Origin of the sequence: Alteromonas sp. CyTr2, from assembly GCF_947311905.1 — a bacterium.
GTDB lineage: Bacteria > Pseudomonadota > Gammaproteobacteria > Enterobacterales > Alteromonadaceae > Alteromonas > Alteromonas macleodii.
Genome location: NZ_CAMZMZ010000002.1, coordinates 163,732 through 185,041 on the forward strand (window position 1 = coordinate 163,732; position 21,310 = coordinate 185,041).

16 protein-coding genes and 2 pseudogenes are annotated in these 21,310 nt (G+C 45.4%); 13 read left to right on the plus strand and 5 right to left on the minus strand.

Going from position 1 to position 21,310, the window contains the following annotated elements; genetic code table 11:
* Nucleotides 1–249: 249 nt before the first annotated feature.
* The 6 genes from QME20_RS02120 (at nucleotide 250) to QME20_RS02145 (ending at nucleotide 6,913) form a co-directional block, all read left to right on the plus strand.
* A complete protein-coding gene (locus tag QME20_RS02120; protein ID WP_168532766.1) occupies nucleotides 250–1,242 on the plus strand; it encodes a cation diffusion facilitator family transporter in 993 nt (330 codons plus the stop codon).
* Between the two features lie 111 nt (nucleotides 1,243–1,353).
* Nucleotides 1,354–2,349: a YeiH family protein gene (locus QME20_RS02125; RefSeq protein ID WP_168532764.1), complete on the plus strand. Its 996-nt coding sequence runs from the start codon at nucleotides 1,354–1,356 to the stop codon at nucleotides 2,347–2,349.
* A gap of 158 nt (nucleotides 2,350–2,507) precedes the next feature.
* The gene (locus QME20_RS02130; RefSeq protein WP_281715364.1) at nucleotides 2,508–3,590 is read left to right on the plus strand and encodes a methyl-accepting chemotaxis protein; all 1,083 of its coding nucleotides are present in this window, start codon (nucleotides 2,508–2,510) and stop codon (nucleotides 3,588–3,590) included.
* An 88-nt stretch (nucleotides 3,591–3,678) separates the two neighbouring features.
* Nucleotides 3,679–4,017: a hypothetical protein gene (locus QME20_RS02135; RefSeq protein WP_281715365.1), complete on the plus strand. Its 339-nt coding sequence runs from the start codon at nucleotides 3,679–3,681 to the stop codon at nucleotides 4,015–4,017.
* A 10-nt stretch (nucleotides 4,018–4,027) separates the two neighbouring features.
* The gene (locus tag QME20_RS02140) at nucleotides 4,028–5,185 is read left to right on the plus strand and encodes an ATP-binding protein (protein ID WP_281715366.1); all 1,158 of its coding nucleotides are present in this window, start codon (nucleotides 4,028–4,030) and stop codon (nucleotides 5,183–5,185) included.
* Between the two features lie 156 nt (nucleotides 5,186–5,341).
* A complete protein-coding gene (locus tag QME20_RS02145) occupies nucleotides 5,342–6,913 on the plus strand; it encodes a PAS domain-containing methyl-accepting chemotaxis protein (RefSeq protein WP_061096105.1) in 1,572 nt (523 codons plus the stop codon).
* A gap of 129 nt (nucleotides 6,914–7,042) precedes the next feature.
* Here QME20_RS02145 and QME20_RS02150 read toward each other — a convergent pair whose 3' ends face one another.
* The 3 genes from QME20_RS02150 to QME20_RS02160 all read right to left on the minus strand — a co-directional run bounded on the left by QME20_RS02150 (nucleotide 7,043) and on the right by QME20_RS02160 (nucleotide 9,693).
* Nucleotides 7,043–8,380 (minus strand): ABC transporter permease, encoded by a 1,338-nt coding sequence (locus QME20_RS02150; RefSeq protein WP_239244230.1) that lies wholly within the window; start codon nucleotides 8,378–8,380, stop codon nucleotides 7,043–7,045.
* Nucleotides 8,380–9,183 carry an ABC transporter ATP-binding protein gene (locus QME20_RS02155; protein ID WP_080986363.1) on the minus strand — a complete coding sequence of 268 codons (804 nt, stop codon included), beginning with the start codon at nucleotides 9,181–9,183 and terminating at the stop codon, nucleotides 8,380–8,382. Before QME20_RS02155 ends, QME20_RS02150 begins: the two co-directional genes overlap by 1 nt.
* Before the next feature lie 222 nt (nucleotides 9,184–9,405).
* Nucleotides 9,406–9,693, minus strand: coding sequence for a YebG family protein (locus tag QME20_RS02160; RefSeq protein WP_014951121.1), 288 nt, complete (start codon nucleotides 9,691–9,693; stop codon nucleotides 9,406–9,408).
* Between the two features lie 246 nt (nucleotides 9,694–9,939).
* On the opposite strand from QME20_RS02160, the gene rpsF reads away from it, so the two are divergent.
* The 7 genes and pseudogenes from rpsF to QME20_RS02195 all read left to right on the plus strand — a co-directional run bounded on the left by rpsF (nucleotide 9,940) and on the right by QME20_RS02195 (nucleotide 19,093).
* Nucleotides 9,940–10,341 (plus strand): 30S ribosomal protein S6, encoded by a 402-nt coding sequence (gene rpsF / locus QME20_RS02165; RefSeq protein ID WP_014951120.1) that lies wholly within the window; start codon nucleotides 9,940–9,942, stop codon nucleotides 10,339–10,341.
* An 11-nt stretch (nucleotides 10,342–10,352) separates the two neighbouring features.
* Nucleotides 10,353–10,580 (plus strand): 30S ribosomal protein S18, encoded by a 228-nt coding sequence (gene rpsR, locus QME20_RS02170; protein ID WP_012519954.1) that lies wholly within the window; start codon nucleotides 10,353–10,355, stop codon nucleotides 10,578–10,580.
* A gap of 26 nt (nucleotides 10,581–10,606) precedes the next feature.
* Nucleotides 10,607–11,059, plus strand: coding sequence for a 50S ribosomal protein L9 (gene rplI / locus QME20_RS02175; protein ID WP_012519953.1), 453 nt, complete (start codon nucleotides 10,607–10,609; stop codon nucleotides 11,057–11,059).
* Between the two features lie 459 nt (nucleotides 11,060–11,518).
* Entirely contained in the window at nucleotides 11,519–14,704 is a 3,186-nt protein-coding gene (locus QME20_RS02180) for an efflux RND transporter permease subunit (RefSeq protein ID WP_049585677.1), read from the plus strand.
* Between the two features lie 13 nt (nucleotides 14,705–14,717).
* Nucleotides 14,718–15,806: an efflux RND transporter periplasmic adaptor subunit gene (locus QME20_RS02185; RefSeq protein ID WP_168463113.1), complete on the plus strand. Its 1,089-nt coding sequence runs from the start codon at nucleotides 14,718–14,720 to the stop codon at nucleotides 15,804–15,806.
* A 96-nt stretch (nucleotides 15,807–15,902) separates the two neighbouring features.
* Nucleotides 15,903–17,948 carry a TonB-dependent receptor gene (locus QME20_RS02190; protein WP_281715367.1) on the plus strand — a complete coding sequence of 682 codons (2,046 nt, stop codon included), beginning with the start codon at nucleotides 15,903–15,905 and terminating at the stop codon, nucleotides 17,946–17,948.
* A gap of 13 nt (nucleotides 17,949–17,961) precedes the next feature.
* Nucleotides 17,962–19,093, plus strand: a pseudogene (locus tag QME20_RS02195) (PepSY-associated TM helix domain-containing protein).
* Here the strand turns inward: QME20_RS02195 and QME20_RS02200 are convergent.
* Together QME20_RS02200 and QME20_RS02205 are read right to left on the minus strand one after the other, a co-directional pair.
* A pseudogene (locus tag QME20_RS02200) lies at nucleotides 19,071–20,501 on the minus strand (sensor histidine kinase). The pseudogenes QME20_RS02195 and QME20_RS02200 overlap by 23 nt on opposite strands.
* Complete coding sequence (locus QME20_RS02205) at nucleotides 20,498–21,187, minus strand: response regulator transcription factor (RefSeq protein WP_014977663.1); 690 nt, start codon at nucleotides 21,185–21,187, stop codon at nucleotides 20,498–20,500. The pseudogene QME20_RS02200 and the gene QME20_RS02205 overlap by 4 nt, the downstream one beginning before the upstream one ends.
* Between the last annotated feature and the right edge of the window lie 123 nt (nucleotides 21,188–21,310).

Consider the following 21,310-nt stretch of genomic DNA (forward strand, 5'->3'; position numbering starts at 1 on the left):
AGATCAATGCTGTTCTCAAAAAATTAACATTTGGCTGTCGGTCTTATTTTTGTTGTTTTTCGCTTATTGTCAAATAAAACAATAATATAAGGTTGTATTAGAGGGTGGGTTAAAATTTAAAGGTGCTTGTTTCACTCACTATTTACAAATTATCTCAGGGACTTGTTAATGACCTGTGCTCGATATTTTGTTCGCACCTGGGTACACATCACGTTAAGCTCAATATACGATCTCATGTGAGTTGTTATTATGCATCACCACAATCACAGCACTACCGCCTCCAATCATCATAAAGGTCAGCATCACGGCCATCACCACGGTGCGCATGCTGAAGCGCTAGGCACAGATTCCACACGCATTGGATGGGCGTTCTGGCTAAATTTCATCTTTACTATTATTGAATTCATCGGGGGGTGGCTTACTAACAGTGTCGCCATAATGGCAGATGCTGTTCATGATTTAGGAGACTCTCTATCCATAGGTCTGGCGTGGTATTTAAGTAAGCTCGGGAATAAAGCATCTACCGAAAAGTATACGTATGGCTTCAAACGGCTAAGCCTTATGGGAGCTATGATTAACGGCGTTATCTTGGTGATTGGCTCAATTTGGGTGTTGTCTGAGGCCATCCCTCGTTTATCTAACCCCGAAATGCCCGTTACAGAGGGTATGATTGGATTAGCGATCCTCGGTATTGTCGTGAACGGATTTGCAGCTTATAAACTCCACGGCGGTCATTCGATGAATGAAAAGGTGCTTAACTGGCACTTAATTGAAGACACGATGGGGTGGGTAGCGGTACTGGTAGTAGCCATTGTGCTCCATTTTGTTGAATGGCCTATACTCGACCCAATTTTATCTATTGGTTTTACGCTATTTATTTTGGTCAATGTTGTTCGGTATGTTGTGCAGACCATGTCTTTGTTTCTACAGGGCGTACCTGACTTGGCTACAAGGAATGCTATTAGCAACACGCTTTTGAAAATCGAGCACGTTGAAGAAATTCACCATGTACATTTTTGGTCGCTTGACGGAGAGCAGCACGTGCTTACTGCACACGTGGTAATAAACTGTGCAATAGACAATGACAAACTGAGAGCACTCAAAAAGGAAGTTCACGAGCGTTTAGCCCCCTTTGAACTTGCTCATACCACGATAGAGTTTGAGTTGCCGGGTGAGCCATGTCGTGATGATAATGACCATTTACACGCCCACTCTCATGAACACCAGCACGAAGAGATATAAGTTGCGTTTAACTCTGGCGAGAGTAGGGATTCGTTCTCTAGAGGCCTACGAAAATCAAGCTATTGTAGTGATAGGCCTTTTAAGTAATAACTATAATTAATAAATAAAAGTATGAATATTAGATATCAAGCGATTCTCCCGGGAGTAAGCGTTTCGGTCATAACCGGCTTGGCGGCTCTTTTTCTCAGCGATCACTACGGTTCCCCTGCCATGCTGTTTGCTCTTCTGATAGGAATGGCTGTTTCTTTCCTCTATCGAGCCGATTCACCAAGTACCGAAGGTATTGATTTCTGTGCCAGTACTCTATTACGTACAGGTGTTGTACTCCTTGGTTTAAGGCTCGCACTTGAAGATTTAACGGCACTGGGTTGGGATACGCTGGGCTTATTGTGCTTTGCCATTTTAACGACTATTTTGCTTGGAATTGGCCTCGCTAAAATTTTTGGGTTAAAAGGGCAGTTAGGTGCCTTAACAGGAGGCGCAGTTGCCATCTGTGGCGCATCCGCTGCATTAGCTATATCTACCATTCTACCCAAAGGCCAGCACCATGAGCGAGATACACTAGTTACCGTTATTGGCGTTACCGCTATGTCTACAATCGCCATGGTACTCTATCCTATTATCGCTGTTCAGCTAAACCTGTCAGACAGTGAAGCCGGCATTTTTCTAGGTGGCACTATTCATGATGTTGCGCAAGTTGTAGGGGCAGGGTACTCGATTTCTCAGGAAGTAGGTGATATGGCGACGCTAACTAAACTTGTTAGGGTGGCTATGCTAGTTCCAGTAGTTATGATTATGGTGTTAGTCGTAGCAAAAACCTTATCTGTTGGTATCAAAAGCCGCCAAACAAACAGTCCTAAAATACCACTGTTTTTAGTCGGCTTCGTAATGATGATGCTCGTGAACAGCTTCTTTGTTTTACCTGAAAGTCTTGTAGAGATGGGGAGTCAAATCTCACGTTTTTTCCTCATCGTTTCCATAGCCGCGATTGGAATGAAATCAAACTTGGGTCAGCTCATCAATGTTGGTGTGCGACCAATAATTATGATTTTCGCAGAAACCTTATGGTTAGCACTCATCATTTTAGGGTACTTACACTTTTCGTAACGTTAGATAAGAAACTGGACGCGTCGTTTTAAATGTATCGAATTTAGAAAATCTGCCGATATTCAATGCATAACGCTACTTCAGACTAATAGTTAAATGGTCTGAATATCTGTTAATCTGAACAAAATAACTCTATAAAAACATATCGGTAACCACACATGTTTGTATCTCGCAGTAAATACGAAGAAAAAGAAGCGCAAGTACGTAAACTAGAAGCAAGAGTGCAAGAAGCCTTAGACAAAATTGACGTTTTAGAGGCAGAAAATAGTGAGCTCATTAATGCCATTGAGGCTGCAAGTAGCCAGCACGCATCGTCGAACGATTCCGTTGTAATGAAGTGCATTATTGATGGTATGCGTCAATTAGAAGGTATTCGTGAAACGGTGTTGACCACTTATCAGCGTATTGACGCTGAGAATCAGTCAGTGGCTAATATTCATGAGCTCTTTAGTGACTCCGCTACTACGTTAAGCAAAATTGTTACCGACATGAGCGGGCTTAATGTCCAAATGGGCAGCATGAGTGAACGTATATCGGGGCTATCAACAACAGCAGATAACATTAATAAATTTGTTACTACTATTACGAGTATTTCTGATCAAACTAACTTACTTGCGCTAAACGCTGCTATCGAAGCTGCGCGAGCAGGCGATGCAGGCCGCGGGTTTAGTGTTGTTGCTGATGAAGTACGCGCATTGGCGACAGAAACCAACAAATCAGCAACAGAAGTATCTGAGCTGGTGAACGGTATAATTCAGTCTACTTCCAAAGCGGTTTCAGGTGTTAATGAGCTGCGCGGTAACAATGAGCAGCTAGGGACCGGCATTAATCAGCTAAATGGCAGCTACGAAGTTATGGTACAACACTGTGACAGTATGAAGTCCACTATTAGCGAAGGCGCAATTGCTACGTTCATTCAAACAGTAAAATTGGATCATGTAGTGTGGAAGGCCGAGGTTTATGCGGTGCTGTGCGGTTACAGCAATAAATCTGTAGCGGACTTTGGCGATCATAAGAACTGCCGCCTTGGGCAGTGGTATAGCGACAATGCTAACAAAGCGATTGGCCAGACAACGGCATTCAGAGAGATTGAAGCGCCGCATGCAAAAGTGCATAGTAGCGGTATCGCTGCCGTTCTAGCTAAACAAAATGGCAACAACGCTGAAGCTGATGCTAAGCTTATAGAAATGGAACAAGCCAGTGAGAGAGTAATAACACTCCTTGATAGGCTAGTTAGCTAGCGGCCGCAGAACTCTATGGTTCGATAGGCCCTATTGAGACGCATGGCGCTCTGAGATTTTATCGGCGATTTAAATGGAGGGCTTCTTGGTGAGTGAAACATCGTATTCCACCGAACACGAGCGTATTCTTGCGCTGGAAGCCCGCGTTAACTCGTTAGAGCGACAACTTAAGCGTCAAAAAATTGCGCGTAAAAACGCAGAATCTTTCTTAGAAACCTATTCTCAAGATGCTTATCTAGCAAACCAAGCGCTTAGAAAAGCACTAAATGATTCGAAGCAGCGAGAGCGAGAGCTGCTCTACCTCAACAGAGCTGCATCACAGCTTTCCAATGCCCAGCCAGGTAAAAGTTTTATATTCTCTGCCTTAGAATCGGCGGTGGAATTTAGTAATGCCCATTGTGGAAAAGCATTCATTGTGAAAAAATGATGAACTAGTAGTGGGTGAAGATAACCAAGTACTTACTTATGAAGAGGGTTGGCGTAGCTCCCCAGAGCTTGCCGAATTGATTAAGTTTGAAACACCACTTTCCTTAAGGGACAGTTACTCCCATTGGTGTGTTACTGCAGTTCAGCGACCCGACACTCAAAAAGAGGCGCGCTTACTTCACTTCATGCATGAGATGGCAGACGGCGAATTCGCTTGGCTCGTGTTACTTACCAAAGACGATCACTTAGAAGAAGAAACGCTTCACGTTCTTGATACCTCCAAACATTATCTAAACATTACGTCTCGTTACCAGAACAAAAAAACTGAGCTCACCAGTCGGCAAATAGAATTGAGTTCGGTTAAAAAAGACAGAGACTTTCTAGAAGAAAGGCTGGTTAGTGCAGACAAGATGGCGATGTTGGGGCAACTTGCTGCGGGTATAGCACACGAAATCAATAACCCTATCGGCTATGTTCGAAGCAATACGGTGGTTGCAAAAGAAATTTTTAGCGACTATCAACACGCGTTAGAAGAAATAGGCAAGCTTTGTCGCACTGCTGGTGGAGAGGTAGAGTCGCAGTTCGAGGCGCTGGAAAAACGCTTTTCACTACAAGAAAGTGCGAGCGAAATTACAGAGATGTTCAATGAATCTCACGAGGGCATTGAACGTATTATTGAAATTGTAAAAGCGCTGCGAAGTTTTTCGTATCCTGGTTCAGGAAAGCATACACAAATTAGTGCCATTGACGCCATGAACACGGTGATCAAGCTCACGAATAACCTGCACAGGTACAAAAACAAACTTAATGTAGAAGTACCCGATAAGGATGTCTATTTCCTTGGTAATGCAGGACAGATTCAGCAGGTGTTGGTTAACTTTGTGACCAATGCTATTTATGCAACACCAGAAGGGAAGTCCATAACACTAAAAGTGCAGCAAGATGACAAAAGCGCCATGCTTATCGTAGAAGACGAGGGTATTGGTATGTCGAAAGAAACACTGGATAGAATATTCACGCCCTTTTTTACAACTAAACCACCCGGCGAGGGAACAGGGTTGGGAATGTCTATTTCCATGACTATTGTTGAAGAGCACAACGGAAAGATAAATATCACTAGCGAAGAAGGAAAGGGTACGCGCGTTACCGTTTTGTTACCTCTAGCCTAAAGTATAAATTGCTTTCCTAAATAGCTGATAGAATATAGAATTTCTCTAATTTTTTCTTCCTGCTAGACAGAATTTGTTTATGTTCTAGTCTTAGGAGGTAAGCAACATTTCCTACGATTAACGGATGGTTGCTTTGCTACATGGAGAAAGCACCGAATGAGAAACAATCAGCCAGTTACCCAAAAAGAATATAAGTTTCCAGCACATCATCGCCTGATATCTTCGACCGATAAGCGCGGTGTTATCCAGCATTGCAATAGCGAATTTGTAGAGGCGAGCGGATATACTCGTGAAGAACTCATTGGTAAAAACCACAATGTTATCCGTCATCCAGATATGCCAGCCCCCGTATTCAAAGAGATGTGGCGTACTTTGGAATCTGGGCAGAGCTGGTTAGGTCTCGTTAAAAATAGAAGAAAAAATGGCGATCATTATTGGGTTTCGGCATTCGTAACGCCTGTGTACGAGGGGAAAACCGTTGTCGGCTATGAGTCCGTTCGAGTTCCAGCGTTGAATGATGAAATAACGCGTGCTTCCGGTGTTTATGCAAGAATGCAGCAAGGAAAGTCAGCGGTATCACCAATGTCGCGCTTAGCTCAAAACCTAATGCATCTGGCGCCTACGTTGCTGATAAGTGCTGTCTTAGTAATAGCTCTTGCATTTACCCACGGCGCCGCTGCGGCTGGCATTGCGCTGCTTGGAGCTATAGTTTTAATGATTGCTCAAGAAGCCAAGACAAGAAAAGACTGGGGCGCGCTGCTTTCTCTTAGCCCAGAAAGCTACGCGAATGAAACGGTGGCACAAACCTACTTCCCAGACCCCCCTCACATAAGCCAAGCCAAACTTGCACTGGGGTGTGAACTTGCCAGAAATCGCACGGCATTAACCCGAATTAAAGATGCGTCAGCGGGGCTCGAATCAATTGCTAACACCACGCATGAGCAAGCAGAAAGCACCAGTGCCGCGGTTGTTCAGCAAAATCAAGCTACACAGCAAATTGCGTCTGCGGTAACACAAATGAGTCAAGCGATTCAAGAAGTTGCCGAACGAGTAGAAAGTAACGCAAAGAGCGCAAGGACAGCGGCATCCAATGTAGAGACAGGCAACCAAAAAGCAGAACAAGCCATGCAGGCGATCGTAGCGTTGCGCGAGGCGGTAGAGTCTATTTCTACCACAGTGACAGAGTTGGCTCAGTCAACCAGCGATATTGGCGAAGCGGCCAATATCATCTCGACCATCGCTGAGCAGACTAACCTGTTAGCGCTTAATGCTGCGATTGAAGCTGCAAGGGCTGGCGAACAAGGAAGAGGTTTTGCGGTTGTTGCCGATGAGGTTCGTACTTTAGCTTCGAAAACTCGCGAATCGACCGATAAAATCCACAACATCATTAATGAATTGGCTGAGCGTTCTGATCGAGCTGTAAGGGTATCGACGGAAGGGCTAGCTTCAGCTGAGCACGGCAGCGCTATAGTAGAAGAAACCCGAGGTGCATTGTTTGAAATTAACAATGCAGTGAAAGGTATCGCTGATGCCACGGTAGAGATGTCTTCAGCGGTAGAAGAACAAAGCACGGTGGCAGAGCATATTAACCAGCAGTTAGTAGAAGTCGCTGACGGCGCGTCTGAAACCCAGCGTTCATCTGAAGCATCGCTTGCAGCAAGCCACGATTTGCGCGCAACGGTTAATCAGGTTCACGAGCTAATATTGCGTTTCAGTACAGATAAGTGAGTAGGAGAGTAATACTCACTCCAGCTCGCTTAAGCTCGCTCCATTAAAAGACCTATTGCCTATTTGCGCACAGATGTGGGGCTAAATAGAAGCTGACAAAACCCGAAACAACGCTGTAGGCATGGGTATTTATGAGTTCGCGTTTAGTCCCGCGTGTAGGCCGCGTCTGTAGGCCGCCACAGCGGGGAATAGTGAAACCAAGTATGTGCACCCCAGTATCAGTAAAATGATAATAACACTGCTTTGTCCAAACAGCGGGCTGCTTAAAAACAACCCATAGGTACTGCTTAACCAAGGTTTTAGTGCGCTCATAAGCCCAGCTACCAAGCCTAAACTCAGTGCGGCACTCACAATCGTAAGCAGCATCGCTTCAATCTGTATGAGTAGCAGTAAGGTAAACGGTCCTGCGCCTATAGTTCGTAAAACGGCGATTTCTTGATAACGCTCCCTCATCGTTGCTAGCAGCATAGTCGCAAGCCCAATAAGCGCGCAGATGACGATAAGACCGGAAAGGCCAAGCAATAGCGATTCAACATTTCCCATAATTTGCCAAAGTTCTGCGAGTGCCATGCCCGGTAGAATAGCCATTAGCGGCTCTTTTTTACTTTGATTAATTTGATACTGAAGCTGCAGTGCAGTTACCCGATGTTTAAGCCCCAGCATCACCACGGATACTGACTCAGGCGTAAACGCTTCGCTATTGTAAACTGCATGTTCTTTTGTATGCTCGTCATGCTCATGCTCATGCTCATGCTCATGCTCATGCTCATGCTCATGCTCGTTCGCCTTGTCAGCAGATTTACGGCCTAACATTGAGGTGGGCGAATGTTTAGGTCCTGTGTGGGCTTCTTCAAGTCCCTGTAGGGTAACGTATACGGCTTTATCTACGGGCGTACCGGTTTTCTTAACTATGCCTGAGATAGTGAAAGGGTGATCATCATGGTTGTTGAACGATACGCTACCCAGACCATGGGAAATAATAATCTTATCCCCTACCTTGTACCCCAATGATTTGGCGATATCTGCGCCAACAACGGTAGACAGTGGCTGCGTAAATGCCGAGCCTGCTGCCATTTCAAGTGATTGCATATCACCGTATTTAAAGTGGTCGAAAAAGCTGTTGGTCGTACCTACTACTCTAAAACCTCTGTGGGTATCACCCAAAGATAGTGGGATAAGCCACGATACCTGCTTGTTAGATTGAAGCGCCGCAATACTTTTATATTCAATACCTTTGGTGGGAGTGCCTATATTAAACACTGATGACAGGAGTAAATTAAGCTGTCCACTTGGTGCGCCAACAATAAGATCTACACCAGAAACGGTGCGCGTAAAACTGGTTTTAACTTGGGTGCGAATAATGTCCACGCACAAAAGTAAACTAATGCTGATGGTAATGCTTAAAAGTGTGAGGATTGCCGTTGTTTTCCTGCGCTTTAAGCTTTCAATAGCAATGGTACTTAGCATTACGCACGCTCCTGTGCTTTTGTGGCCTCATCGCCTCGCGTTTTTATGTGGTTTGTACTTGGGTTTAATTCACTCATGCTGCAGTGGCGGTCGAAATAACTCTCCATGGCTTTATCGTGACTAACAAAAATCATGGTGCTTTCACCTGCAACGTCTTTTAGCAGCGACATAAAACTATCTCTGGCATCGGTATCTAGGGCAGAGGTAGGTTCATCGACAATTAATAATTGTGGGTCGTTAATCAGTGCTCTGGCAATGGCAACGCGCTGCTGCTGACCAATACTCAATGCGTCAGCTTTCGCATGCAGCACGTGAGAAGGCAGCTGTAGCTTGTCCAGTAAATGACGAAGCTTTGCGTCTGATGCTGTCTTGCTGACGTTTGTACTTGCAAAATACACCGCCGCATTAATGTTCTGTGCCACAGAAAGGTAGGGAATAAGATTAAATTGTTGAAAAACAACGCCGATATTGCGTGCTCTAAACTTGTCCCGCTGTCGGTTCGATAATGCGGAGAAAGGCTGCGCTAATAAAGCGATGTCGCCCTGAGTTGGAGTTAATGTTCCGCACAGCAAATTGAGCAATGTGCTCTTTCCGCTACCCGAAGGCCCTGAAAGAAAAACGTGTTCACCTTGCGAAACTTGCCACGCTTTAATGTCAACGATGGGAGGACTTTCTTTGGTATACGAAAACTGTAAATTGCTAACTTCAATCGCTGTGTTGCGCCCTTTATTCACTGCGTTGTGCTCTTCAGACACTGCGTTGCGCTGGGAGTGAGTGCTATTTTTTTTATTGATGGTATTCACGCTAAGCCCGACCTGTATTTACGTCTTATGTTCACATTAGCAAAAGCGACACGTCTGTTCACCCAGTTAAAAACCAGAGAAAACACATTGCCGCGTTGAGGTAATGTTATCAAATAACATTTTTGCGTATAGCTATGCTATCAGATCTCATCAGCCTAAAGCGGCAATTGCTCTTATTAATTGCTCATCATAACGACGCAAAAGAGAGGCGTGCCTAAATTATCAGCCGTTAGCTTGTAGCTTTACCACTTCTGCGCTTTCATCTTCTAATACGCTTTCTGCGGTAGCGCCTTTGAAAATCTTACTGATTTTATCTTTGTTTTTAGACAGCATGATGGTGAGCTCTTCCACTACGCTATCGTCTAGCTTGATGCCCTTCGCATGAATGTAGTCAGCAAGGTTATCTGCTGCATCGAGCATTTTGTCATACTGATCGGCTTCTTTTTTGTCGGTAGTTACCAATTTTTCTACCCCTTTGTGCGTAACAACATACTGTGTGGTAATGGCCATGGTAGGTCCCCTGTTTATTAAAGACACAAAAACTGTACAGTATTTTACTGTATAAATAAACAGTATTTTGATTAGATGTCTGAGCGTAGTGTTTGGGGAAAGGGCAAATGATTGTTCTAAAGGTGATTAATGCTTGTGCAATTAGTAACTGCTGCGTATAATGCGCGCCCTTACAGCCATCCCAATTCGTTCCTTGTCTCCATACAGTCGGCTGTACTGTCGAGGCTACAACCGTAAGGAGCTATAATGCGTCATTACGAAATCGTATTTATGGTTCACCCTGATCAGAGTGAACAAGTACCTGGTATGATCGAGCGTTATACCACAATCCTAAAGCAAGACGGTGGTCAGATTCATCGTTTAGAAGATTGGGGCCGTCGTCAACTGGCTTACCCAATTGAAAAGCTGCACAAAGCCCACTACGTACTAATCAATGCTGAAGCGTCTGCAGAAGCTGTTGATGAATTGGAAAATGCTTTCCGTTTCAACGACGTGATCCTACGTAACATGGTTATGCGCACTAAGACTGCTGTGACTGAGCCTTCTCCAATGATGAAAGAAGAGCCTCGTCGTGAGCGTCGTGACGATTCTGCTCCTCGCCAAGATCGCGCGGAAAAGAAAACTGAAACCACTGAAGACAACGCTTAAGGAGATCACCCATGGCTCGTTTTTTCAGACGTCGTAAGTTCTGCCGTTTCACTGCAGAAGGTGTGACTGAGATTGATTACAAAGATATCGCTACTCTTAAGAACTACATCACTGAGAGCGGTAAAATTGTCCCTAGCCGTATTACTGGTACAAGCGCAAAATATCAGCGTCAGCTGTCTTCTGCGATCAAGCGCGCACGTTTCCTTGCGTTGCTTCCGTACACTGATTCACACAAGTAATTTGGCGAATATAAGGGTTAGCTAAGATGAATATCATCCTACTAGATAAAATCGCCAACCTTGGCGGCCTGGGCGACCAAGTGACTGTTAAGTCTGGTTACGCTCGTAACTTCCTTTTCCCACAGGGTAAAGCGGTTCCTGCAACTAAAGACAACGTTGAAAAGTTCGAAGCACGTCGTGCTGAACTTGAAGCGAAAATTGCTGAGCAACTAGCTGCTGCTAACGCACGCGCTGAAAAAGTTGCTGAGCTTGCTGAAGTTACAATCGCAGCTCCTGCTGGTGACGAAGGTAAACTTTTTGGCTCTGTTGGTACTCGTGACATCGCTGATGCAATCACTGCAGCTGGCGTTGAAGTACAAAAAGCAGAAGTTAAACTACCTACTGGTACTCTTCGTGAAACTGGTGAGTATGACATCGACTTACAACTTCACTCTGACGTTATCACTTCAATCAAAGTGATCATCATTGCTGAAGCGTAATCGCTGACGTATTTGAAAAAAGCCGCTCCTAGAGCGGCTTTTTTTTGCTCTAAATTTTTGTTCGATACTTAAAGAACAATACCAATCCGCATAGATGATTGCCCACCCAGAAGGTGCTGGTAAGTTTCCTAGCAAAGCGTGGGAATGTAGGAATGGCCGTTGCTTTTCAAATTCCCAGAGTGAAGCTTGCCAGACCTTCCCGAAGGGCGAGTTTAAAATATCCCTACCCTCACTCCACGTCGCGACGCCTAATTAACGATGGGTGTAAGCAAATATGTCCAGCGCCGACAAATGGCGTATTTTTGAGGTCCACTCATCTGCGATAAATAACGTTTTTTAAACGGTATTTAAACAAAATGTTAATAATCGCTGAAATTCTTAGTGTCATGGCTTTAAACTTTTTCTGTCATTCCTGCGACCTATAGTAAACCAAACAATAAAAAGCATAAGTGCCATATTATGGACATCACTAAGCAAGCAATAAAAAACGCGACTGGGGTAGGTATCGGAATAACACTGCTGGTATTTTTAGGGCTATATAGCCTGTTTAATTTACCTGTACAGCTGTTTCCTGACATTGAAAGACCGAATATTAACATCCAGACCTCTTGGCGCGCTGCGTCGCCTCAAGAAATCGAATCTGAGATCATTGAGCCTCAAGAGGAAGTGCTGCAAGGGATCCCTGGCCTTGAGTCGATGAATGCATGGGCAAACCAAGGTAATGCGTGGATTAATCTAGAGTTTGGTTTAGATACGGACATGCAGAAAACGCTCATTGAAGTGATTAGCCGCATGAATCGCGTACCGCCACTACCTCGCGATGCCTTGTCCCCTAATATTATGCTTGCTGGAAGTGGGGGAGACGCCCCCGCTTTGACCTACTTTTTTCTTCAGCGCCTTCCGGGCAATCCAAACGAAATTAATACCTATGTAACCTTTTTTACCGATGTCATTAAACCTCAGCTTGAATCCATCCCGGGCGTTGCAAGGGCGCGTATGGAAAGCGGGGTTGGCGGCGTTGAGGAGTTTCAAATTGTTTTCGACCCGTTTAAAGCGGCGCAGTTAGGCATTGACCTAACGGCAGTTGCCAACGAGTTGGGGCGTGCGAATGATATTTCAGGCGGCTTTGTCGATGTGGGCAGAAGACGCTATACCCTGCGTTTTGAAGGTCGCTACGAGCCTACGCAAATGGGTGAAATGATCCTTGAATGGCGAGACGGCAGCCCTATCACGCTAAATGACATTGCCGAAATTAAAATCACCCGCGCTGACGGTGCAAACTACAGTGTGCAAAACGGCAATCCGGCTATATCTATTCGCGTAGACAGACAAAACAACGCCAATGTTTTAGCTACCTTAGAAGCCGTAAAAGCAAAAGTTGCACAAATAAACGAACAGGACTTGGCCCCTGAACAGTTAGTAATGGCGCAAAGCTTCGATGCCTCAGTGTTTATCTATAGAGCGGTGCAGCTAGTTACCAGCAATTTATTTATAGGCGTGCTGCTTGCCATTGCCGTGCTTTGGCTCTTTATGCGCCAGCTGCGGGCAACGCTCATTGTGGCATTGGCCATTCCTATCTCACTACTTAGCACTTTTGTGGTGCTTCAACTTACCGGTCGCTCGCTCAATATCATTTCACTGGCAGGACTCGCCTTCGCGGTAGGTATGGTGCTAGATGCCGCTATTGTCGTGCTGGAAAACATTGTAAGAACGCGCAAGAGCGCCGAAGCCGAAATCGAAAATAAAGACCCACATTCACAAACGCACATGGAGGATTGTGCCCATCGGGGAACGAAAGGAGTGTTTGGTGCCCTCATGGCGTCAACAGCCACCACCGTTGCTATTTTTATTCCCGTCATGTTTTTGGAAGATGTTGAAGGGCAATTGTTTGCTGACCTCGCTCTTACCATTGCCATTGCAGTGTGTATGTCGCTAGTGGTTGCGGTAACGGTATTGCCTGTTGTTGCCGCTCGATATCTTAATGGCAACATGCCAGCTGATAGCTTACAGCGGGTATGGGCAAAGATAACCCGCGCTATTATGTCGCTATCAAGCACGCCGCTTCGCCGCCTTGTATTAGTTATAACGCTCATGGGCGTGCCTATAACAGGTAGTGTTCTGCTTATGCCTTCCATGGACTATTTGCCACCCGTAAAACGCGATGCCGTTGACGCCTTCTTAAGTTTGCCTGCAGGTGCTAGTGAAAACTTTATTAGCGAAGAAGTGATGCCAATTATCGTTGAGCGACTGCAGCCTTATATGGACGGAGAAAAGCAGCCAGCGCTGAAAAACTACTACATTATCACATGGCCAAATGGCGGAAATTTGGGTGTGCGCGCTAAAGATCAGTCTAAGGTCAAAGAGTTAGAAGCCATTGTTCGCGATGAAATTTTAAAGGATTTGCCGGATACACAGACCTTTTCACAACAAGGCAATTTGTTCGGCGGCTTTGGAAACGGTCGCTCAATCGACATTCATCTTCAAGGTACCGACCAAGCCATGCTCGGCATCGCTGCGCAAGCAGGTTTAGACAAATTGAGAGAAGTTTTCCCTAACGCTAATGCGCGTTCGAATCCTCCTCTAGAGCAAGCCGAACCAGAGCTTCGCTTTTACCCTAATGACAGCCGAATGATGGAAGTCGGGTTAAATCGCGGCAGTATGGGGAACCTGGTACGTGCCATGGGTGATGGTATGTATGTGGGGGAGTACTTCGATGGCACCAAACGCATGAATATTATCTTCCGCTCAGCCCCCTGGTTTACACCCGAAGACTTAAATAGCACGCCAGTCATGACGCCATCAGGCGAGGTGGTGCAATTAGGCGAACTGGTAGGTATTGAAAGAGCCGTAGGGCCAAGTCGTATTCAGCGCATTGATGGTCGAAGAACCCTTACGCTAAACGTAAATCCGCCAGAGGGTATGAGTTTAGAAGAAGCCATGAAAGTGATTACCTCTGAGGTTGAACCTGCCATTATGGCCATGATGCCTACCGATGGCGCTATTAATTATGGTGGTAGCGCGGATAGCTTAAAAGGCGCTATTGCCTCGATGGCTGATAACTTTCTTTTTGCCATGGTGTTGCTACTGCTGTTAATGGCGGGGTTGTTTAAATCGTTAAAAGACAGCGTGCTGGTAGTACTTTCTATTCCGCTAGCCACGGTGGGCGGGGTGATTGCTATTCGTATCATGAACATCTTTACCTTCCAGCCCATGGACCTGTTAACCATGATTGGCTTCATTATTTTGCTAGGGCTTGTGGTGAACAATGCCATTTTACTCGTGCATCAGACTCGTATAGGAGAGCAAGAAGGGCTGACCCGTGATGACGCGGTAGAACAAGCAATCAAACTACGTTTACGGCCTATCTTTATGAGCACGCTGACTTCAATCTTTGGCATGCTGCCCCTGCTGTTGCTACCAGGTGCAGGCAGCGTTATTTACCGAGGTCTTGCGGCTGTTATTGTGGGAGGAATGACGGTGAGTACCATATTCACCTTGCTATTACTGCCTACCTTGCTGCGTATGACGGCTTCAAAGTCACCTGTAAATATACTCAAACCCCTGGCCGAGCGCATAGAGAGCACCGGCGCTTCGCCGACTACCTCATCCACCGTAAAACAAAATAAATACAACGATCATGTGTAAGGAAAATACAACCATGAAAGCAATGACTTCTACTCTCGCCCTTAGTGTGTTTGCCTTATTTGCAAGCAGTGTATCGTTGAGCGCACACGCGCAGGATAGCAAGCAACCACCGCCGGTGCTGGTTCAAATAGATGAAGCCAGAGAGCAAGCGATTTCACAACTAACCTGGGTTCCTGGAACGGTACTAAGCGTTATCGATGCAAACCTTGCCTCTGAGGTAGACGGTCGCATCACTTGGATGGCAGATGTAGGTGATGTGGTTAAAGCAGGGGAGCCTTTAGTTAAAGTCGACGATACTCGCTTAAGCATTACCCGCAATCAAAATGCCTCAAATATTGCCAGATGGCAGTCGCAGGTTGAACTGTTTACCAAACGTCTAGCGAGGTACAAAAACCTTCAAGCAAGTCAAAACACGTCCAGAGGTGAGTTAGAGGAAGTTCAAGCTGACTTAGAGAATGCTAAGCAGGAGTTAGCGCAAGCCAAATTGGATTTAGAATTCACCGAATATCAGATAGCACAAAGCAGTATTCGTGCTCCCTTTACGGCTTTGGTGGTTGAAAGGCTACAGTCGCCGGGCGAATACACTGGGGTAGGGCAAACCCTGCTTCGCGTGGTAAACCCTGATAGCGTTGAAGTTCAGGTGCGTGCACCGCTCAACGTATTACCCTATATTGCTAACGGCATGAGCGTAAGCGTTCACAATAACGTGAACCAAGTAGAAGAATCTATTCGTGCCATTGTACCGGTAGGCAACAGTACATCGCGCATGATGGAGCTACGAATTGCCATCAACCCCGGTGACTTTCCTATAGGTAGTGCAGTGCGCGTGGCGCTGCCTAGCAGCGATACTCATGATGGTGTCACCATACCCCGCGATGCACTGGTACTAAGAAAGTCGGGCACCTTTATCTATCAGCTCAATGAAAATAATGAAGCGGAGCAGGTTAAGGTGACAACCGGGGTGGGGATGGGCGATAGAATTGAAGTGTTTGGCGATGTGAACCCGAAGCGCTCGGTTGTGGTGAGAGGAGCTGAACGTCTGCGTGCAGGCCAGAAAGTACGTTACAACAATGAGCGTGAGTCTTTGACAGCGAAGAACTGAGAGAATTGTAACAAATGTAAAAGTGCTATCCATTTAGACTAAAGTTAATGAGAATGTTTCTTATTTGTAATTGTTGATTATCAAATGGAGACATCCTTGAAAAAGTTAGTTTTAGCCAGTGCAGTGTGCACGCTATCCAGTCCGGTAGTATTTGCGCAATCCCTAGAAAGCCAGAATGAAGAAACCAAGTCTATAGAGCGAGTTGCTGTGGTAGGCGCAGCAACTAACTTGAGCATTACTGCCGAGGATATTGAGCAGTTTCAGGCAAACGATTTAGCTGACGTTTTTAGAGAGTCTCCGTCGGTCAGCGTTGGCGGTTCAGTAGGTGTAGCACAGAAAATCTTTATCCGTGGACTAGAAGATGCCTACCTGAATGTAACCGTAGATGGCGCGCAACAAACCTCAACCCTATTTCACCACATAGGCCGCGTAACGCTAGATCCCGATCTTTTGAAGCAAATCGATGTGCAGGCTGGTGCAGGTGAAGCAACCAGTGGCCCAGGTGCCATTGGTGGTTCAATCCGCTTTAAAACCAAAGATGCACAAGATTTATTGAGAGGCGACGAACAATTTGGTGGTCGAGTAAAAGCGAGTTATTTCTCAAACGAAGGCACCCGATATAGCGGCAGCCTTTATGGAAAGCTAAGTGATTCATGGGGCTTGCTAGGTTATTACAGCACGGTTGACAGAGATAACTTTGAAGACGGCGACGGCAACGAAGTGCTGGGTACTGCCGCAGATCAAGATCTCATGTTCCTTAAAGCCAGTGGTTACATTGCGGATAATCAATACCTTTCAATAAGTGCAGAGCAACGCGATGAAGAGGGTGAGTTTTCGGCAAGACCTAACTGGGTAGTACTAGAAGGTGCTCCACTTTATCCTAGTGAAGCAGAGCGTGATACCTACGTAGCGAACTACCGCTTTGACCACAGCGCATTGGTTTTCTTAGAGGCCACTGCATACCAAACTTCATCATCGTTCCGCGGCGGCCGTTTCGATTTCTTGTCTGATATCGATACCTATGGTTTTGATATTAGAAACACCACCGACATTTCAAACCACGTATTCACCTACGGTATCGACTATCGTAAAGATGAGGTAGAAAGTGGTCCTGGCGTAGGTCCTGTGCAGAACGCAGAAGAAGGCAGCGTAATGGGTATTTACGCGCAAGCTCATAGCAATATCACACCAGAGTTGTTGATGAGCTACGGTGTTCGTTATGACGACTTTGATTTTCAGCAACAAATCTTGATCGATGACTATTACGGCACACCCGTTACCGATGAGCCATCTGGACTAGACGACAATGAACTTAGCTTTAACGTCGGTCTTGAGTATCAGCTTACCGAAGCTTGGACCCTTGCTCTTGGTTACGCAGAAGCGGCGCGCGGTAAGCAAATTGGTGATGGTTTCACGCTTGACGAATACTTATATGATGGTGAGGACGTTCCCGTTGTTGCCAGTGACGTGGTGCCTGAAACTGTCACTAATATTGAAGCGTCAATCGAATACAGCGCGAATAACCTTAATGCGCGCCTTAGCGCCTATGAATCTACTATTGATGATGTGCTATTTAGCGGTTATCAAGGCAACTCGGTATTTAATAATATCGGCGACCTAGAATCATCTGGCGTAGAGTTTAACCTTGCGTATCGCTGGGACTCTGTTGACGTGTACTTTGGGTTTTCAAGCGTAGATGTTGAATTGATGCCTCGTGAAGATCTGTACAGCGTACCCTATAACAGCATCGATATTAACGGATACGAGTTTGTTGGCTTAGGTAATAGTCGCGGTAATACGTGGGTACTTGGTGCAGATTACACCGTTACTGCAGACATTAGCGTTGGCTTTAACATCACTATGGTTGACGACATCAACATAGATACACTACATCAGGCCTTGGAAAACGGTTGGACCGACTCGCTTTATTCACTTAACAAAGCAGACTATACCCTAGTGGATATTTATGGCGAGTGGGAAGTCACAAACGACCTTCGCTTAAATCTGGCGGTAACGAACTTGTTTGATGAAGCGTATATCGACCATTCAAGTGTGGGTGACTACAGCGAAGTATTCCCAAGCGTTATTGGTCCGCAAGAAGCTGGACGAGATATTCGTTTGTCTGTGACTTACGATTTCTAAGCAACGCCTTTAGATGAACTTTTCCACGTTTAAAAGGTGGGTCTTTTGGGCCCACCTCTTTGCTGGCTTATTGGCCAGCATTGTCGTTTTCATTATGGCTTTTACCGGTGTATTACTCACTTACGAGCGCCAGTTCAAAGAGCTAAGTGAAATGGCTTATGCACAAACGATTGATATCGAAAAGTCGGTAATCTCGACTGAGCGGGTTGTAGCAATACTTCGTGAAAAGCATCCTAACGAAGCGCATATTTTTGTTCGATGGGTCAATAGCGAGGGAGCGGCAATTCCCGCATGGGCCGGCGAACACAGCTATCTTATTCACCCCTATACCGGAGATATATTAAGAGAAGGAGAAGGGGTCGTTGAAGAAGCATTTCATGTCATAACTGACCTGCATCGATATCTTTTAATGGAAGGGGATTACCAATTAATTGGCAAAACCATAACGGCTTATAGCAATCTTATTTTTATTTTTTTGCTGTTATCGGGAGTCATCATATGGTTGCCCAAACACATATCGAAAAAATCCTTAAAGCAGCAAATGTGGTTACGGCAAAAGTACACTAATAAACAGCACCGTCGCCGACATTGGCATTTTGTTTTTGGTATGTGGTCACTGCCTTTTTTAGCTGTGATTGGACTAACGGCTACCCTGTTTTATTTTGAGTGGGCAAACAAAGCATTGTATGGAATGTACGGTGAACAAGTCCCTACTCGCGAAAAGAAAGCTATGCCTGAGACGCTAGACGCCGACGTTGTCAGTTACGACACGCTATTTACCAAAGCTCAGCAACACGCCAATGAAAATGGCTATCAGGATTGGTATTCCATGTGGATGGAAATTGGCAAAAGTGAGGGTGTTGCACGGTTTTATATCGATAAAAGTATAGGGCACAGGCAAGAGTTAGCGTATTCACTGTATTTCGACACGGGAACCGGTGACATTCACTAGGACACTTTACAAAACCGATTGGCCCAAAGGGAGTCAGGCTTGGGGTACTTCCCGCTTTTTGCACACGGGAGAATACTTTGGCTTTATAGGGCAGACCATCGCAGGGCTGGTAAGCTTGCTTTGCTGTATCTTAGTTTATACTGGCACACTACTTGGTGTGCAGAGACTTCTCAATTTGCGAAAGCAGCATTAAAAGACTTAGGCAGGGTAATGGTAACGACTAGCCCTGTTTGCTTTGTAGCGCTAGCGTCTCTATGTAATGCGTTGCCTTTGATTAGTGCAGCGCGATTTATCGCCGAAATGTCGCCGCCCACAGCGGCAATTTGACGTTTCGCCAGTGCAAGCCCTAGACCAAAGCCAGAGCGCTTTGCGGCATGTACGTAGTTTTTGGCTGCCCGTGCCTTGTCTACCCTGAAAAAAGGTTCGAATATGGCGTCTAGCATTGATTCAGGGACGCCGGTGCCTTCGTCTGTAACCGTGATAACATAGTTATTATTATCGCTGGTCAGCGTTAAACTCACTTTGCTTTGCTCAGGGGTATGACGCAAAGCATTACGAATAATATTTTCTAACGCCTGCCCCAAAGCAAGCTGGCTGCTCTTTTCAATATTCGCGCATTCAGGTGTGTCGACATGCAAGGTTCTATCAGGGTATTCAAACCGCGCATCTTCACAAATAACATTGATAAGTTCTACCAAGTCAAAGTCATCGCTGTTCAATTGTGGCGATTCTGTATTTAGCCATGCAAAGGTTAGGGTATCTTCAACAAGCTCTCTCATCGTGCTCGCTTCATAACGCAGGCGTGAAAGTGCTTGTTCACGATTAATGTCTTGCTCTACAAAGTCTATTGCCATATCAATGCGGGCAAGAGGCGTGCGAAGCTCGTGAGAGAGATCAGCAAGCAAACTTCTTTGATTATAAATGAGACTGCTGGTTCTTTGGGCCATCTTGTCGAACGTTTGGGCAAGCCCAGTAAGTTCGTCATTTCGCTTGGGCATTGCAGCCATTGCACGGGCTTCTAAATTGCCATTTGCGAAATCTTTTGTGGCATTTTCTAATTGCTTTAGTGGCGTCATTAGGTGTCGATACAGCATAAAACTCAACAGACTTAATATCACTAGAGGTAATGCAATTTGAAGCGTTAAGCGTGTGGCGAGCAATAACGAACCTGGGCGCATACGCTGTGGAAGTTGAATTAAAAAGTGCGTATTGTCATCGACGAAGGGGACTTCCATCACAGGGTTTTCAGAAAAGTACAAATGTATTTTCCATTCGGGGCTGCGGCCTATTTGAAATCGGTCAACAAACTCATCTAACATTTGGGTGTCAGCGAATGTGGTCATTTGGGAGTTAACTACGGCAAGCCACGTGTCTTCCTTTGTCTTCACTTCTTGCAAAAAAGCAGCTAACGCTTGTTCTCCATCCTCCAGGTAGATTTTCTCCGCTTCTTGACCATAGGAATAAAGGGTTTCTTGATGAGCTTTATCGATAAAACTCATGCTGGTCTCGGTATGATTGGTAAGCTACGCGATGGCCCAAAATAACAGAACAGTACCAACGGCAATAAATGCGCACAGTCGCCATAGCAGTTTATTTTTCACGAAAAGCGATATCCTTGGCCGTGGACAGTGGCAAGGCGTTCAGGGGGCATGCCAGTCTCAACGAGCTTTTTGCGTACTCTAGACAAATGCATATCTAAGCTTCGGTCGTACCTCGAAAAGGGTTTGTTAAGCACGCTGTGATAAAGAAATGCTTTGCTCAACGTTTCCCCTTTGTTATCTACTAACATCCAAAGAAGCTTAAATTGTATTGGCGTGAATTCGAGTAGTCTTGAGTGGTATTTGGTAACTTGCTGAATGCGATTTAAATAAAGCACATCAACAATGATTTCCGACTTTTGCGTGCCTGAGTCGTTTAGTGTTTTGCTGCGTCGCAACAGTGCGTCGATGCGAAGCATCATTTCAGTAAAATTGAAGGGCTTGGGTAAGTAGTCATCTGCGCCCTTACGGTAGCCTTCAATCCTTTCTTGCTCGGCACCTGACGCGGTGATCATCATCACCGGGGTTTGCTTTATTTGCCTTAATTGGTTTAACAGCGACAAGCCGTTTAAAGAGGGAAGGCGTATGTCGAGTAACACAAGGTCAAAGTTCTCCTCAAGCACAGCTTGTAATCCAGCGTTACCGTCACTTTCGTGGCGAGTGTCAAATCCTCGAGACTGCAACAGCTGTGTGATTTGTTCACTTAACGTCGCGTCATCTTCAACAATGAGTATTCGGGTTTTACGCATAATGGCTTCAGGAAAGAATTTTAAACATACTATTAATAATAGTTATCATTTGCAACTAATCGGTTTGTGACGATAAATGCGGCCGCTAACGCGCGCTTTTATATTGTTACAAATTTACTGTGG

Coding starts and splice junctions, on each gene's coding strand:
- QME20_RS02120 (WP_168532766.1), top strand. CDS start 250: ATGCATCACCACAATCACAGCACTACCGCCTCCAATCATCATAAAGGT.
- QME20_RS02125 (WP_168532764.1), top strand. CDS start 1,354: ATGAATATTAGATATCAAGCGATTCTCCCGGGAGTAAGCGTTTCGGTC.
- QME20_RS02130 (WP_281715364.1), top strand. CDS start 2,508: ATGTTTGTATCTCGCAGTAAATACGAAGAAAAAGAAGCGCAAGTACGT.
- QME20_RS02145 (WP_061096105.1), top strand. CDS start 5,342: ATGAGAAACAATCAGCCAGTTACCCAAAAAGAATATAAGTTTCCAGCA.
- QME20_RS02150 (WP_239244230.1), bottom strand. CDS start 8,380: ATGCTAAGTACCATTGCTATTGAAAGCTTAAAGCGCAGGAAAACAACG.
- QME20_RS02160 (WP_014951121.1), bottom strand. CDS start 9,693: ATGGCCATTACCACACAGTATGTTGTTACGCACAAAGGGGTAGAAAAA.
- rpsF (WP_014951120.1), top strand. CDS start 9,940: ATGCGTCATTACGAAATCGTATTTATGGTTCACCCTGATCAGAGTGAA.
- rpsR (WP_012519954.1), top strand. CDS start 10,353: ATGGCTCGTTTTTTCAGACGTCGTAAGTTCTGCCGTTTCACTGCAGAA.
- rplI (WP_012519953.1), top strand. CDS start 10,607: ATGAATATCATCCTACTAGATAAAATCGCCAACCTTGGCGGCCTGGGC.
- QME20_RS02180 (WP_049585677.1), top strand. CDS start 11,519: ATGGACATCACTAAGCAAGCAATAAAAAACGCGACTGGGGTAGGTATC.
- QME20_RS02185 (WP_168463113.1), top strand. CDS start 14,718: ATGAAAGCAATGACTTCTACTCTCGCCCTTAGTGTGTTTGCCTTATTT.
- QME20_RS02205 (WP_014977663.1), bottom strand. CDS start 21,187: ATGCGTAAAACCCGAATACTCATTGTTGAAGATGACGCGACGTTAAGT.